11 protein-coding genes are annotated in these 14,776 nt (G+C 74.4%); 5 read left to right on the forward strand and 6 right to left on the reverse strand.

Annotated elements, in window-relative coordinates:
* Positions 1–240 precede the first annotated feature (240 nt).
* The 4 genes from ABZ484_RS16090 (at position 241) to ABZ484_RS16105 (ending at position 4,287) form a co-directional block, all read left to right on the forward strand.
* Positions 241–759, forward strand: coding sequence for a SigE family RNA polymerase sigma factor (locus ABZ484_RS16090; protein ID WP_358866501.1), 519 nt, complete (start codon positions 241–243; stop codon positions 757–759).
* Positions 749–1,441 carry a L,D-transpeptidase gene (locus tag ABZ484_RS16095; protein ID WP_358866502.1) on the forward strand — a complete coding sequence of 231 codons (693 nt, stop codon included), beginning with the start codon at positions 749–751 and terminating at the stop codon, positions 1,439–1,441. Before ABZ484_RS16090 ends, ABZ484_RS16095 begins: the two co-directional genes overlap by 11 nt.
* A gap of 175 nt (positions 1,442–1,616) precedes the next feature.
* Positions 1,617–2,849, forward strand: coding sequence for an FG-GAP-like repeat-containing protein (locus ABZ484_RS16100; RefSeq protein ID WP_358866503.1), 1,233 nt, complete (start codon positions 1,617–1,619; stop codon positions 2,847–2,849).
* A gap of 181 nt (positions 2,850–3,030) precedes the next feature.
* Positions 3,031–4,287: an FG-GAP-like repeat-containing protein gene (locus ABZ484_RS16105; RefSeq protein ID WP_358866504.1), complete on the forward strand. Its 1,257-nt coding sequence runs from the start codon at positions 3,031–3,033 to the stop codon at positions 4,285–4,287.
* An 88-nt stretch (positions 4,288–4,375) separates the two neighbouring features.
* Here the strand turns inward: ABZ484_RS16105 and ABZ484_RS16110 are convergent, their stop codons facing one another.
* The 6 genes from ABZ484_RS16110 to ABZ484_RS16135 all read right to left on the reverse strand — a co-directional run bounded on the left by ABZ484_RS16110 (position 4,376) and on the right by ABZ484_RS16135 (position 13,307).
* Positions 4,376–5,728, reverse strand: a complete 1,353-nt coding sequence (locus ABZ484_RS16110) for a hypothetical protein (RefSeq protein ID WP_358866505.1) — start codon at positions 5,726–5,728, stop codon at positions 4,376–4,378.
* A 175-nt stretch (positions 5,729–5,903) separates the two neighbouring features.
* Positions 5,904–9,629 carry a hypothetical protein gene (locus ABZ484_RS16115; protein WP_358866506.1) on the reverse strand — a complete coding sequence of 1,242 codons (3,726 nt, stop codon included), beginning with the start codon at positions 9,627–9,629 and terminating at the stop codon, positions 5,904–5,906.
* 13 nt (positions 9,630–9,642) lie between these two features.
* Positions 9,643–9,966, reverse strand: a complete 324-nt coding sequence (locus ABZ484_RS16120; RefSeq protein WP_358866507.1) for a trypco2 family protein — start codon at positions 9,964–9,966, stop codon at positions 9,643–9,645.
* Between the two features lie 598 nt (positions 9,967–10,564).
* Complete coding sequence (locus ABZ484_RS16125; RefSeq protein WP_358866508.1) at positions 10,565–11,812, reverse strand: FAD-dependent oxidoreductase; 1,248 nt, start codon at positions 11,810–11,812, stop codon at positions 10,565–10,567.
* A gap of 90 nt (positions 11,813–11,902) precedes the next feature.
* A complete protein-coding gene (locus ABZ484_RS16130; protein WP_358866509.1) occupies positions 11,903–12,850 on the reverse strand; it encodes an RNA polymerase sigma-70 factor in 948 nt (315 codons plus the stop codon).
* 70 nt (positions 12,851–12,920) lie between these two features.
* Positions 12,921–13,307, reverse strand: a complete 387-nt coding sequence (locus tag ABZ484_RS16135) for a DUF2267 domain-containing protein (protein ID WP_358866510.1) — start codon at positions 13,305–13,307, stop codon at positions 12,921–12,923.
* A gap of 672 nt (positions 13,308–13,979) precedes the next feature.
* Between ABZ484_RS16135 and ABZ484_RS16140 the strand changes: the two genes are divergently transcribed.
* Positions 13,980–14,612 carry an RNA polymerase sigma factor gene (locus ABZ484_RS16140; RefSeq protein WP_358866511.1) on the forward strand — a complete coding sequence of 211 codons (633 nt, stop codon included), beginning with the start codon at positions 13,980–13,982 and terminating at the stop codon, positions 14,610–14,612.
* Positions 14,613–14,776: the final 164 nt, after the last annotated feature.

Here is a 14,776-nt window from a genome sequence, read left to right on the forward strand (position 1 = left end):
AGTTCCCCCTGTGGTGAGTGGTGACATCCGCTGTACGCACGCCGCGTCGCCGGGGTTGCATCGGCCTTCGGCCGGTTCCCGGGCAGGTCGGTGGCCCCCGGCCGGGGCGGCTCGACCGCGAGGGGGCCGTAGGATCACCTCCGCGGGGGGCGCGGGGGGCGCGGGAGGCGCGGGACGCGTGCGGGACCCGCGGGACGCGCAGGACGCGCGGCACGAGGGGACGGGGGCACTGGGGGGCCGATGACCGAGGAGGAGTTCGACGCCTTCTACACGGCCGCCTTCCCCCGCCTGGTGGGCCAGCTCTACGCCTTCACCGGCGATCACGCCGAGGCCCAGGACGTCGTCCAGGAGGCGTTCGTCAGGGCCTGGGACCGCCGCGGGTCGTTCGACGCCGCCGAGGCCCCCGAGGCGTGGATCCGCACCGTCGCCACCCGCCTGGCCGTCAGCCGCTTCCGGCGTGCCCGGCGCTGGCTGGAGCTGGTGCGCAAGGACGCGCCGCCGGAGCAGACTCCGGGGCCCGGACCCGAGCATGTCGCCCTGGTCGCCGCCCTGCGCGAACTGCCCCAGGCGCAGCGGCTGGCCATCGTCCTGTACCACGTGTGCGACCTGAGCGTGGAGCAGGTCGCGGCCGAGACCGGCTCACCCGTCGGAACCGTCAAGGCGCGCCTGGCCCGCGGCCGGGCCGCCCTCGCCCTCCATCTGGCACCCCAGGACGCCGAGACCTTCACCGGGAAGAAGGAGGCCACGCATGCCTCATGACCCGTCGGGCCCGCCCACGCCCGAGACGACCTCCGACCGGCTGACGAGCGCGCTGCACGAGGTGGCCGCCCGGGGCCGGCGCCCGGCGCCCGCCTCGGGTGCCTTCGTACGGCGCCGGGCCCTGCTGCGCCGTCGTACCCGCCGGGCCGGGCTGGTCACCGCGGGGCTGGTGGTGGCGGGCGCGGCCGTCCTCGGCGGTACGTCCCTGCTGGGCCGCACCGACCGGCAGGCGATCCCGCCCGCCACCAGCGCCGCCACGACCGCTCCCGCGCCGTCCCCCTCCTCGGGCTCCTCCGGCTCCTCCGACGAGACCGTCCGGGACATCAGGATCGACCTCACCAGACTGGAACTCCACGCCGCCGGCCGGACGTTCCCCATTTCCGCACCCGACATGAACCGGCCCTTCCGTGACGACACGAGCGGCCGGGTCACCGAGCTGAACCGGCGCATGCGGTTCAGCGCGTCGCCGAGCGGTGTGGTGGAGCAGTACGAGTGGGTGATGGAGTTCCTCGGGCCCAGGAAGGACCCCCACTTCATCTACGCGGTCAACGGCGAGGCGGACGTCCCCGGACGCCGCCCGTCCACCCTGGCCCTGATCGGCCTGCGCCCGGACGACGCCCGCTGGCTGTACAAGCACACCGCCGTCGGCACCGAGGTCGTGATCTCCGGGTCCGGCACCTGACGCCGCTCCGCGTCCCCGAGCCGAGAGCGCGAGTCGAGGGACCTGCGTCGGCCTGCCCGGGACCGGCAACCCAGGGGCGTTCGAGGGCCCGGCGTGTGTCAATATCATGCACACAACATTCACGTGTTCGAGGCGTACACGGCCCGAACACGCGCACCTTCTGGGGGGAACCCGAGTGCGTCTCACCTTCTCGCGCGTCGTTCGCGGCGCGCTCACGGCCGGTGTCGCGGCCGGGCTCGTCTCGGCCGTGACCACCGTGCCCGCCCGGGCCGCGAGCGGCTACGACCGATGCGCATGGGGCGATCTGTGCGTCTTCAGCGACCCGCTGGGTCAGGGCCAGATGCTGGTCGTCAAGGGCAGCACGCTGAACCTCGGCACGTGGGACAACCGCATCAGTTCCTACGCGAACTACACGGACTGGCCCGTGTGCTTCAACATCGCTCCGGGGCTCGATCCGCGGGAGGGCGCCTCCCACTTCTACTCGGGCCAGGGCTCCTTCGACGAGAGCGCGACGCCCGAGCTCGACAACGCGATCAGCTCCCTCGACCTGGGGCCCGAAGCGGACGACTTCTGCGAGAGCGAGAGCCGGTACGCGGTCTACCAGTGGGACAACCAGCCGAAGCCCAGGCCCGCCGGACTCCCCGCACAAGGGGCCTTCGGCGACGCGAACGGTGACGGGTACGCGGACCTCTTCTCCCGTAACAAGTACGGCCAGTTGTGGTCGTCCCACGCGCCCGACAGCGCGGGCAGGGACCGCCTCGTCGGGGGCGGCTGGAACGCCATGACGCGGCTGGCCCGGCACGGCGACTACAACGGGGACGCCAAGGAGGACCTGTACGCCCGGGACAAGGACGGGGTGCTGTGGTTCTACCCCGGCAGGGGCGACGGCACCTTCGGCACCAGGGTGCGGGTCGGCGGCGGCTGGAACACCATGCGCGACCTCGCGGCCGCGGGTGATCTCACGGGCGACGGCCGGGCCGACCTGCTCGCCTCCGACAGCGCGGGCACCCTGTGGACGTATCCGGGCAACGGCAAGGGTGTCTTCGGGTCGCGGACCAAGGTCGGCGGCGGCTGGAAGACCATGAACGAGCTCGTCGGCGCGGGTGACATGAACTCCGACAAGCGCGCCGACCTCGTGGCCCGCGACACCGCCGGGAAGCTGTGGTTCTACCCGGGCAACGGCAAGGGCGCCTTCGGCACCCGCAAGCTCATCGGGACCGGCGGCTGGAACGCGCTCACCGAGCTCGCCGGCCTGGGCGACGTCACCGGGGACGGGCGGCCGGACCTGGTCGCGCACGCCCCGGGCCAGTCCTCGCTGCGCCTCTACCCGGGAACGGGCGCGGCGGACGGTGGCCTCAAGGCCCCGAAGACCTTCGGCAGCCTCCAGTCGGGCGTCCTGGTCTTCTGAACGCTTTCGGTCGAGCGCTTTCAGCTGAGCGCTCTCGGTTGAACGCTCTCGGTGCCGCTGCCGCCCGGCTCCGCCTTCCCCCTTCCCGACTGATTCCGGGCCGGAATTCCGGGCCGGATGTTCCGTACCGAACGGAGACCTCCTCGTGCTTCGAACCTCCCTGGGCCGACGTGTCCCAGGCGTGCCTTTCCCGCGCGGGCGTGCCGCCGCCCGGCGAACCCTCGGCGCCGCGGTCGCCCTCGCCGCGTCCACGGCCATGCTGCTCGCCACGGCCCCGCAGGCGGCGGCCACCGACAACTCGGCCCGCTGCCCCTCGGGGAAGCTGTGCCTCTTCCAGTACGGCGACTACAAGGGCGAGATGAAGATCGTCTCGTCGAGCCAGGCGTCCCTGGGCGACTTCAACGACAGGACCTCGTCGCTGGTCAACAACAGTTCTCTGTGGGCCGTCGCGTACACCGGAACCGGCTACACCGTCTCCGCCGGCGACGACACGCTCCTCATCAGCCCGCACAACGGGGCCATCGACCTCACCGGCGGTGCCTTCGACGGCAGGTTCGACAACAAGATCAGCTCGATCCGGGTGGCCACCACCGAGTACGAGGTCACTCAGGGCGTCCCCTGGATGGACTGGTGGCGTCAGCCGGAGGACAAGCGACCGGCAGGGCTGCCCGACGTGGCCCGGTTCGGTGACCTGAACAACGACGGGATGCCCGACCTCCTGGAGCGCGCGGACGACGGCCGGCTGTGGTTCCTGTCGGGCATCGTCAACGCCGACTGGACGACCAAGGGCAAGCTCGTCGGGGGCGGCTGGAACGCCATGACGCAGCTGGTCCGGCACGGCGACTACAACGGGGACGCCAAGGAGGACCTGTACGCCCGGGACAAGAGCGGGGTGCTGTGGTTCTACCCCGGCAGGGGCGACGGCACCTTCGGCACCAGGGTGCGGGTCGGCGGCGGCTGGAACACCATGCGCGAGATCAGCGCGGCCGGCGACCTGACCGGCGACGGCCGCAGGGACCTGCTGGCCCGCGACACGGCCGGGAAGCTGTGGCTGTACCCGGGCAACGGCAAGGGCGTCTTCGGCACCCGCAGGATCAGCGGCACCGGCGGCTGGAACGCCATGAACGGGCTGGCCGCACCGGGCGACATGACCGGCGACGGCAAGGGCGACCTGCTGGCACGGGACGGGTCACGTGCGCTGTGGCTGTACCCGGGCAACGGCAAGGGCGCGTTCGGCGCCCGCAAGAAGCTGCCCTACGCCTGGCCCAGTGACGAACCGCTGACCTCGACCGGTGACGTGAACGGCGATGGACTGTCGGACCTCATGCGGCCCATCGACTACCAGGCGTTCATCTACCACGGCAACGGCAAGGGCTCCATCAGCGGCCCGAACGCCGACATGCTCTGGGACACCGCGCGCAACGTCCGCGTCTTCTGACCCGGTCGATGTGCTCCGAGCACCGAGGCCCAGGTCGGTGACCTGGGCCTCGGTGCCGTGCGCGCACCCCGCGGGGGCGGCCCGCCCGTCAGCGGCCGGTGACCTGGGGAGCCCACTCGCAGGCCTCGATCGCGGCCTCCAGCAGCGCGCGTTCGGTCGGGGTGAGGGGGTAGGGGGCCGCCGGGCCGAGGGAGGGGTCCAGGTGGGGACGGACCCGGTCGGCGTCGGCGGAGGTCAGGTCGAGGAGCGGCTTCACCAGGATGTTGAGGGGGTGCTCCAGGTCCTGGACGACGGTGGAGTAGAAGGCGTCCGAGCCCCGGGTGGGGATCGCGAGGCCGCCCTCGTAGACCGCCAGGCGTCCGTAGGGCGCCGACACGAACCTGCCGATGGCGCGTGAGCCGCGCAGGTCGTCGTCCCGGTCGTCGGGGCCGGTGGGCACGAGGAACTCCGGGGAGCCGGTGCGCTCGAGGGTGGCCATGTCGTAGTGGTAGTTGACGTTGCCGCCCTCGGCCACCAGCAGGTTCCACGCCGCCACCGGGTTGAGCGCGAAGATCGTGCGCGGGGTGGAGTCATAGCCCGAGTACAGGCCCCGGATCCGGCCGCCGATGATCTGCCAGCGGTACAGGCCCTTGTCCAGGCCGGCGGTCACGATGGAGTCCCCGGTGAAGGTGATCGCGTTGAACTCGCCGTGCCGCACGGACTCCGTCACGAGGTCGTACAGCGGCTGGAGCCGGCTGTCGGTGACCAGCAGCCGGGAGCCGTCCGCGAAGGCGATCCGGGTGCCGGTGGCGTCGACGGCGAACAGGTCGGCGCGGCGCAGGCCGTACTCCCGCAGATCGAGCTGCTCCTGCTCGCCGTCCGCGAGGGCGAGGGCGACGCCGAGCAGCTTGGTGCCGACCACCCACCCCGTGGCGGTCGGCTCCACGACCGCGTCCAGCAGCCCGCCTCCCGAGGCGAGGACGGCCTCGCGGCCCGGGGTGTACTCGACGATCTCCGTGTCACCCCGGTAGCCACCGCTGTCGAACTCGCGGCGCGCGATGACGGTTTCGCTGTCGAGCGCGCACAACGACCAGTGCTGGGCCGGGCCTTCGTACAGCGTGTTCCGTACGCCTGTGCGGTCGACCGTGACGACACGGGAGGTGTGCGCGTCGCGGCCCGTGGTGTCGAGCGCCACCACGGGGTGCCGGACGCAGAAGCCGGCCGGGTTCGCGAAGCCCATCGTGGTGGGCAGCCGCACGGTCGTCCGCTGGAACAGGTCCGCGCCGAGCCGGGCCGCCTCCTTGGTGTCGATGCCGGTGAGCACGGCGGCGAGCCGGGCGTCGGCGTCCGACGGCGGGGTCCACTTGCGGAGTTTCAGGTGCGCCGCCGCGGCCACCGCCTGCGGCAGCGGCGAGGACAGGATCTGCCACCACAGGCCGCGCCAGTCGCCTCTGCGGGCCATCTTGCGTGCCTGGCCGGCCGGATCCGATCCTCCACTGATGCGTGGGATCACCCTGTGTCGCCTCCCCGTTGGTGTACTTCCGCGACCACACGCGCGTACGGATTGCGTACGACGCCCTCGAACGCCCGCTGTACGGCGCCGTACGGCGCGTGTACGGACCCGCTTTCCCGCTGTGTCACACCGAGAACCATCCGCCCGGCCTGATGTCCACGCCGAGCTTCCGCAGCGTGGCCTCCTTCAGCTTCGGGTCGAAGTCGCCGATGGCGCCGGCCGCGTGGACCCGTACGGAACGCCCCGCCTCCGGGGAGTCCGCCAGCTCCCGCAGCAGGCGCAGCCCCTCCTCCCGGTCCACGCCCGCGAGGGCGCGCGCGGCGCTCACCCGGCCTTCCCCGGCCGACTCGGCGACGTGCTCGCGCAGCAGGCGCAGCCCGGCCTCGCGATCGCGGCGGGCCAGCAGCACGGCGGCCTGGAGGCGCGGCCCGGCGTCCCAGCCCGGCTCCCGGGCCAGCCCGGTCAGCAGGGGTTCGCCCTCCGCCGGTGCGTAGTGGGCGAGTTCGGCCGCCGCCCGCAGCCGGTGCTGGGGCTCCTGGCCGGAGGCGCGGGCGATGAGGCCGAGGATCCGTACCCCCTCCTCGCGGTCGTGCTGCGGCAGCAGCACCGCGGCGTCGCAGCTGTACCGGCCGGGCAGGGCCCCGTCGGCGAAGTCACGCAGGAGGGGAACGCCGGCGGGGTCGTAGCGGGCGAGCCGGTGGGCCGCCTCGACGCGGTAGCCGGCGTCGACGCGCTCGTCGCGGGCGATGCGTTCGAGGAGCAGTGTCGCCTCGGCGCGTTCCTGGTCGCCCGGGTCGGCGAACGCGGCCAGCGCGTCGGCCGCGAACACCCGGCAGTCCGCGAAGAAGCGCCCGTCGGCGGCGAACCGGCGCAGCCACTCGGTTCCGGCGGCCCGGTCGTGGGCGCGCAGCCCGAGGGCCGCCTCGACGCGGGCCAGGTCGGGGCAGTGGGGGTTGGCGACCAGCGCGCGCAGCCGGGCGGTGCCTCCGGGCGTGTCGTGCTCGGCAAGCCGGGCGGCGGCCTGGGCGCAGTAGCGGGACGTGGTGTCGTCGGCGAACCGGGTGAGCAGTGCGGTGCCCGCCTCCCGGTCGGCGTGCGCCAGATGGGCCGCCGCGCCGATCCGCAGGTGCAGGGGGAACGACGGGTCCTCGGCGAAGCCGCGCAGCAGCTCGGTGCCGCGGGCGTCGTGGCCGGCCAGCGCCGCCGCGGCGTTGACCCGGTCGACCGGTACGGAGTCCGGGTCGGTCGCCATGTCGTGCAGGCGGCGCTGCTGCCCGGGCAGGTGGGCGAGTGCCGAATGGGTCTGCTGCCAGTCGTGGACGACGGGGGCCGTGTCCGGCTCCCGTTCGCCGGGGTGCCGCCAGAGCGTCTCGAGGATCCGGTCTCGGGTCTCGTCGTCGCACATGCCCTCCGCGAGCAGCCACGCCGCCTGCTCCACCCGCCGGGGGTCGGCGGCCAGCCTGCGGACCAGCTCGCGCTGGAGCCCGGCCGGCCGCCGGTCGAAGGCGAACAGCGCGGCGACACGGGTGTCGGGATCGGCCAGGGCGTCGCCCCAGGCGTCCGGGTCGGTGCCGAGCCGGACCCGGTAGTGCTCCGCGGCCAGGTACTCGGCGAACGTCCGGTGCAGGAACCGGGGGTCCGGACCGTGGACGTCGACGACGAGGCCGGTGGCGTCGAGCAGCGCCGCGACCGTTCGGTGCGCGGCCGGGTCGTCGGTGGCGGGCGGCGCGGGCAGGTCGTGCGCGCGGTGCGTGGCCGGCTCGGCCGTGCCGGGCGCGGTCGGATCGTCGTCGTCCTGTCCGCCGGTCAGCAGCCGTGCGGCGGCCTGGGGCAACGGAGTGCCGTGATGCAGGTACGCGTCGGCCAGGTCCCCGAGGAAGCCGCGCAGGGCGGTGGTGACGGCGGCGTGGGCCGGCGCGTCCCGGGCGTGGCGCTCGCGCAGCCGGCCGAGGAGTTCCTCGACGCGGTCGCGCAGCCAGGGCTCGTACGGGTCCTGCCGCTGCGGGAACCGGCCGAGGAACTCCGCCACGGCGCGCGCGTACAGGTCGACGCGGCGGCCCCGCAGGTGCGGCTGCCCGCCCGGGTCGAAGTACTGGCCGACCGCCAGTTGCGCGAGCAGGGGCAGCCGCACCAGGTCGAGTACGTTGCTCGCGCGCACGTACGCCAGGAACTCCGCCGCGCGGACGGCGGCCCGCTCGCGGATCACGGGGTCGGCCAGCCGGTCGGCGCCGCCCGTCTGATGGGCCATGACGAACCGGTGCAACTGCTCGTCGGAGAACGGCTGGAGGCGGAACTCCGTGACGCCGACGCCGGTGAGGCTGCGCCAGGTGCTGTCGTGCAGAGCGCGGGTGGACAGCATCAGGCGGCGCTCCATGCCGAGCCCGCCGGTGCTCTCCCGGGCCGTGGCCAGCAGCAGCTCCACCACCTGCCGCCAGTCCTCGGGCCGGGTCACCTCGTCCAGCGCGTCGACCAGCACCAGCACCCGGGCGTCCGGCACGGGCGGGCCGGCCTCCAGCAGGACGCGCGCCCGGGGCCGGACGGCCGCGGCGAGGGAGTCCTTGCCCACCAGTTCGCGCGCGGCGATCCGCAGCGGCAGCAGCGGCCCGAAGGGAGCCTCGCCGGGCCCCTGGCCCCGGGTCGCACCGCGCCACCACCGCCAGGCGGTGACCTCCACGTACTCCAGCAGGCTGGACTTGCCCACGCCCGGCTGGCCGGTGACGACGATGTGCCGCACCGTGGGGTCGGCGAGGAGGCGGCCGACGGACACCGGCTGCCCGGTGACCCGGAGCGAGTGGTGGCCCTCGCTCCCGGAGGGCGGCCCCGGGGGCGGCGCGGCCGGGCCCTGGGCGTCGCGGTCCGTGGTCGTGTCGAGGTACTGCTGGGTGTAGACACGGGCGAGCTCGCCGGGCTCCGTGGCCCGGTAGGTGAGACCGCCGCGGTCGCCCACGGCGTCGGCCTCGGGCGCGGCGTCGAGCAACTCGGGCGGGAGCAGCGGGCGGTGGCGCCGCTGCCGCCAGGCACGGACCGGGGAACTCCAGCGCGTGGCCGTGGGGCGGGGCGGCGGGGTGTCCGGAACTGCGGGCCGGCGGCCCGGCTCCGGCTCTTCGACGCGCCCGCGCGCCCATACGCCCGCTCCGCCGGCCCATCGGATCCAGGCCGTCAGGCCCGGGTCGTCGGCGAACGCCGCCGCGGGGACGGCCCGCAGCTCGGCGACCGGTCCGGACCGTCCGCCGGCGTCGGCGGTGACGATCCCCACGAGCCGGTCCCCGGCGAACAGCGCCGCACCGGACATCCCCGCCCAGCCGCTGCCCGGGGTCGGCCGGGCCAGCGCGCCGGTCGTGATGACCCACTGCCCGGACCGTACGCCGGACAGCGGATGCACGACCCCACTGAACTGCCGCGACTCGCGCATCCCGCTCACCACGTCGTGGTCGGGGAAGCCGACGGCGGTGACGTCGACCGGGTCGGCGGAGGGGAGGTCGGCCCAGTACGTCGGCGCCCACCCGGCCGGTGACGCGGGCTGGTGGACGCCGGTGACCAGCAGCAGCGCCACATCGCACTCCGGCCGCCACCAGACGGTCACCGCGTCCCGGAAGGAATGCCCCTTGCGGGCGTCCGCCAGCGCCCGTACCCGGCATCGCGGGCGGTCGCGGGACAGCTCGTCCAGGGCCGCCGGCGACAGGGGGCGACGCGGCGGCGGCTTCCCGGGCGGGGGCTCACCGTCGAGTGTGGTGCCCTCGGCCGCGTGCCACACCGTGAGGACGAGGTGCGGCGCGACGAACCATCCCGAACCGACCACGCCGGCCGAGGGATTGAACACCTCGGCGACGCGCTGGGCGCTCAACGCCACGGCCCGGTCCCCCTCAACGCGGCTCGCCGTCGACGTCCGCCGTCACCCGGACCGGCCCGTCGCCGCGTGCCGCCACCGGGTTGAGGGTGAGCGACAGCCGGTGCGTCGTCTCCGCCGCCGCCTTGCCGGCCGCGCCGAACGACACCACCCCGAACCGCAGTCCTCCGTTGCCCGATCCCTCACGGGTGATGGCGAGCGCCAGCTCGATGTCCACGGGCCCGAGTTCGAAGCGCAGCGGATGCCCGTCGCCCCGCGCCATCGCCGCGGTCAGCTCCGCTCGCAGTGCCTCGATGGTCTCGGCCAGCCCTCCGGCGACCGCCATGTTCTCACTGCCCATCAACGACCCCTGTGACGACTCGGCTGACAACTGGCCCGCGGCTTCGCGCGCGGTTCCATGATGTCACCCGTATCCCTGTGCGCAGGCGTCGAGTTGGGCCGCGTCGAGCCGCCCGTCAGTAGCCTGGTGCGAGAGAGGGAGGGGTGGACATGTCACGGGCACGGAAGATCGTGGTGGTCGCACTGGCCGCGGGGGCCGTCGGCTGGTGCTGGCGGAACAGGGGCTGGTTCCTGGGGATATGGGCCATGCGCCACGCCAACGACTGACCGGCGCACGACGGCGGACGCCCAGAGCCGGGGCGCCCGCCGGGCCGTCGCACCTGCCGGGCCGGCAGCAGGCGCCCGCCGGGGCAGGCCATCCGTCCGGGGCCGGGGCTGTGGGATCAGACCCATGCCTCAGCCGCCCGGTCGCCAGGCCGCGGGAGTCAGACCACCGCCCCGGCCCTCACGCCCGCCAGGCCACGCGAGTCAGGCAGACCGACGCACCCGCCCTCACGCCCGCCAAGCCACGCGAGTCAGACCACCGCCCCCGCCCTCACGTCCGCCAGGCCACGGGAGTCAGGCAGACCGCCGCCGGGGCGCCCGCCAGGCCACGCGAGTCAGGCCGACGCCTCGGCCGGCGCGTCCGTCGGCTTGGGCGTCGGGTCCGTCGGCTTGGGCGTCGTGGCCCTTCGGGTCGCGTCGCCCACGATGCCGCGGCGGCGGGTCGGCAGGAGGATCGGGTTGGCGACGCCCCAGGCCGCGCCCTTGCAGACCAGTTCCTTGTAGCCGGCGGCGAGCCGTCCGGTGAGGGCCGCCCGGACCGCGCGGTCGTCGGCGGTGACGTACTGGATCAGGCCGTCCCTGCGGCCCAGCGAGATGCACTGGTTGAAGTAGCGCAGCGGGACGTTCGGGAGCTTTCCGCCGGTCAGGCGGGCCGTGATGGCGTCGGCGGCCTGCCAGGCGGTGGGCACGCCCGAGGCGCAGGACATCCGCAGCGGCTTGTCGCCGGGGCCCGTCGCCATGGCCGCGTCGCCGATGGCGTACACCTCCGGGTGCGACAGCGAGCGCATGGTCCGGTCGACCACGATCTGGCCGCTGTCGGTGGTCTCCAGGGTGGTGGCCTTCGCGATCGGGTGGACGGCGAAGCCGGTGGTCCACACGGTGACCGCGGCCGGGACGGTCGTTCCGTCCGCGGTGGTGACGTGGCCGGGTGCGACGGCGGTGACGGCGGTGTGCTCGTGGACGGTGATGCCGAGCCCGTCGAAGACCTTCCGCAGGTGGCGGCGGCCCTTGGGCGAGAGCCAGTCGCCGAGGCCGCCGCGGGCGGCGAGGGCGACGTCGAGGTCCGGGCGGGCCTCGGCGATCTCGGTCGCGGCCTCCAGTCCGGTGAGTCCGCCGCCGACGACGACCACCGGCTGTCCGGCGTCCAAGGCGGCCAGGCGCTCGCGCAGCCGGAGCGCTCCGGGACGGGAGGCGATCTGGTGGGCGTGCTCGGCGGCGCCGGGGACGCCCTGGTCGTTCCAGGCGCTGCCGAGCGCGTACACGAGGGTGTCGTACTCCAGTTCCTCGGTCGCCCGCCCAGCCCCATCGGCGTCGGTGACGGTGACGGTCCTGCGGTCCACGTCCACGCCGGTGACCCTCGCGAGCCGCACGTCGACGCCGGTGCCCGCGAACATCTCGCGGAAGGGGCGGGGCGCGAGCTCCTGGCCGACCGCGAGCTGGTGCATCCGGACGCGCTCGACGAAGTCGGGCTCGGCGTTGACGAGGGTGACGGCGACGTCCTCGCGGCGCAGCCGCCTGGCGAGGCGCCCTGCGGCGATGGCTCCGGTGTATCCGGCTCCGAGGACGATGATGCGGTGCTGCATGTCCGGCTCCTGTCTTCGGCGGGTTCGCCACCTGAACCGGGCGGCCCGCCGTTTCCTGACAGGACCGCGGTGTGAAGCACCTCACATCGCTCAGAAGGCGGCGTCGAGCAGGGGTGCGCCGTGGTCCGTGGCCGCCCAGAGCCTGGTCGCGCGTTCGAGCTTGTCCGGGTTGGCCTGGCTGCGGAAGGCGGCGATGCCCTCGGGGGTGACCTCCAGGCAGATGACGCCGATGACCCGGCCGTCGAGGACCGCCACGAGGGCGGGGTCGCCGTTGGCGGTGGTGGCGTAGACCTGGGGGCTGCCGCCGACCAGGGCCTGCTTGGCCTTGCCCGGCTTGAACAGGCCCCGCATGAACGTCGCGACCGCGAGGGCCCCCTCGAACGGCTTGGTGCGCGCCGGGACCTTCCCGCCGCCGTCGCCGATCGAGACGGCGTCCTGGGTGAGCAGCCGTACGAGCGGCTCGGTCCGTCCGCTGGTGGCCGCCGCGAGGAACTCCTCGACGACCCGCCGGGCGGCGGCCCGGTCGATCTCGGTACGGGCCTTGCCGTCCGCGACGTGCTTCTTGGCGCGGTGGTGGATCTGCTGGCTGGCGGCCTCGGTGATGTCGAGGATCGCGGCGATCTCCCGGTGCGGGTACGCGAAGGCCTCCCGCAGCACGTAGACCGCCCGCTCGTTGGGGGACAGCCGCTCCAGCAGGACCATGACCGCGTACGAGACCGACTCGCGCTGCTCCGCGGTGTCGGCCGGGCCCAGCATCGGGTCGCCGGCGAGCAGCGGCTCGGGGAGCCATTGGCCCACGTAGGTCTCGCGCCGCGCGCGGGCCGAGGTGAGCTGGTTGAGGCACAGGTTGGTGAGCACCTTCGTCAGCCAGGCCTCGGGGACCTCGATGTGGTCGACGTCGGCGGCCTGCCAGCGCAGAAACGTCTCCTGCACGGCGTCCTCGGCCTCGCTCGCGGAGCCGAGGAGGCGGTAGGCGATGGCCTCCAGGCGGGGCCTGGAGGCCTCGAACCGGTCCACGTCGGTCATGGTCAGGGCCATGGCCCGGATCCTAGCCCGCACGGGGTCCGGGAGCGGTGGCGGAGGCAGGCGGCGGCGTGCCCGGCACGCGTCAGTCGGGCTCCGCGAACAGGGTGCCGAACTCGTCGGGCAGGGCGCCTCGCAGGTCCGCCGCCAGGCCGGTGTCCTCGGCCGTGAGCCGGCAGACCACCGTCCGCGCCAGGAACAGCGCCTGGTCCGGGGTGGCTCCCACCGGCCGGGCCACGTCGGCCAGCAGTTCGTCGAGGCGCGCGGCCGGACCGGCCGCCGCCGCGCCGCCGCGGTCCAGCGCGCCCCGCTCATGGGCCGGTACGGCCTGCCGCAGATGCTCCCGGCGCGGTCCGTCGAGGCGACTGCTCAGCGCCGCGAGGACCAGGTGCACTGCGGCGTCGGCGGCCTCCGTGTCGTCGAGCCGGCTCCGCGACGCCACCTCTTCCACCAGTTGCTGATGGCTGATCATGCTGCCTCCCGCTGGTGAGGACGGGTGCTGCCCCCCTCGGTGCGGTCCGCGCCCCGAGGCCCGGGAGCCGCGCACTGACGGGTGCCCGTGGGGACCGCCGCGTACACGGGACCGCCGCGTACCCGGGGCTCTACCGGAGCCGGTGGCATCGTCCGGCACTCCGGGGCGGATCGGTGCGGGGCTGCTCCGACGGGCGCGGAGAGCGTCGTACGGCGTCAGCGCCCGGTCACGGCGGGGCCCCGGCTCACCTCACGGGCCTGTGGGTCGATCCGATGGCACGGCCCCTGTGCGGCGGGGGCGGAGTGGTCGGGGCCGAGGCCGAGTACGGCGACCGCCGCGGTCGTCCGCCTGGACAGAGCGCACCGGGCCGGACGTGTCACACCTCGCGGGTACGGGACGGAGCGGCCGGAACCCCGTGCAGTGGGCGGGGTCCCGGCCGCTCCGTCTCTCCGCGCGCCGCTCACGGGGGGAGTCGCGAACGGCGTGGCACTCACTCAGCGCAGGGCCACCGCGAAACATCACCGGCCGTGACCGACTGTGATGCGAGGGGCCGCTGGTGCGTGGTGACACTTCTGTGAGAACGGACGCTGGTCACCATGGGGGGCCGTCGAGGCGACCGGAGCGCGACGGGCGGCAGGGACTCGGTATGGACCGGTGCGAACGAGGACAGTCTTGGGCCAGGCACGGCAACCCCGGCGCGTACAGGCGTGCGACGGGGAACTGGGCGTGGCCGTCGCACGGGCCCAGGACGGTGACGAACTCGCCTTCGCCGTCGCCTATCGGATCGTGCAGCCGGGCCTGCTCGGCTATCTGCGCGGGCTCGTCGGCGACGACGCGGAGGACGTGGCGTCCGACGCCTGGCTGGAGATCACTCGCGACCTCGGCCGTTTCCAGGGGGACGGGGCCGGGTTCCGCGGCTGGACGGCGACCATCGCCCGGCACCGGGCCCTGGACCATCTGCGCCGCAGGCGCGTACGGCCCCGAGCGGGAGGGACCGAGCAGGACGTACTGGACCTGCCCGCCCCGCACAGCACCCATGACCAGGCCATGGAGTCCCTCTCCACCGAACGGGCGCTGGAACTGGTCCGCGGGCTGCCGCGGGACCAGGCCGAGGCCGTACTCCTGCGGGTCGTCGTCGGACTGGACGGCCCCGCCGCCGCGCGCGTCCTCGGCAAGCGCCAGGGAGCGGTGCGCACCGCCACCCACCGCGGCCTGAAACGCCTGGCCCGCCGGCTGGGTCCGGGCGACGGAGCGGGCGAGGGTGTGACGGATGGGGCTCCCCGCACGCTGGGGGAGTCGAAATGAACGAGGGCGGCAAGGCCGCCACGAGCGACGACGGCAGCAGGGCGCCGGCGGACGGGCGACAGGGCCCGGCACGCCGGACGGATCGGACCCGCCGGACTGGAGCGGACACGGACATGGGTGAACGGATGAGCGGCGACGGAGGTCGGTACCGTCGGCGTACGCAC

Source organism: Streptomyces sp. NPDC006393, from assembly GCF_040628575.1.
GTDB lineage: Bacteria > Actinomycetota > Actinomycetes > Streptomycetales > Streptomycetaceae > Streptomyces.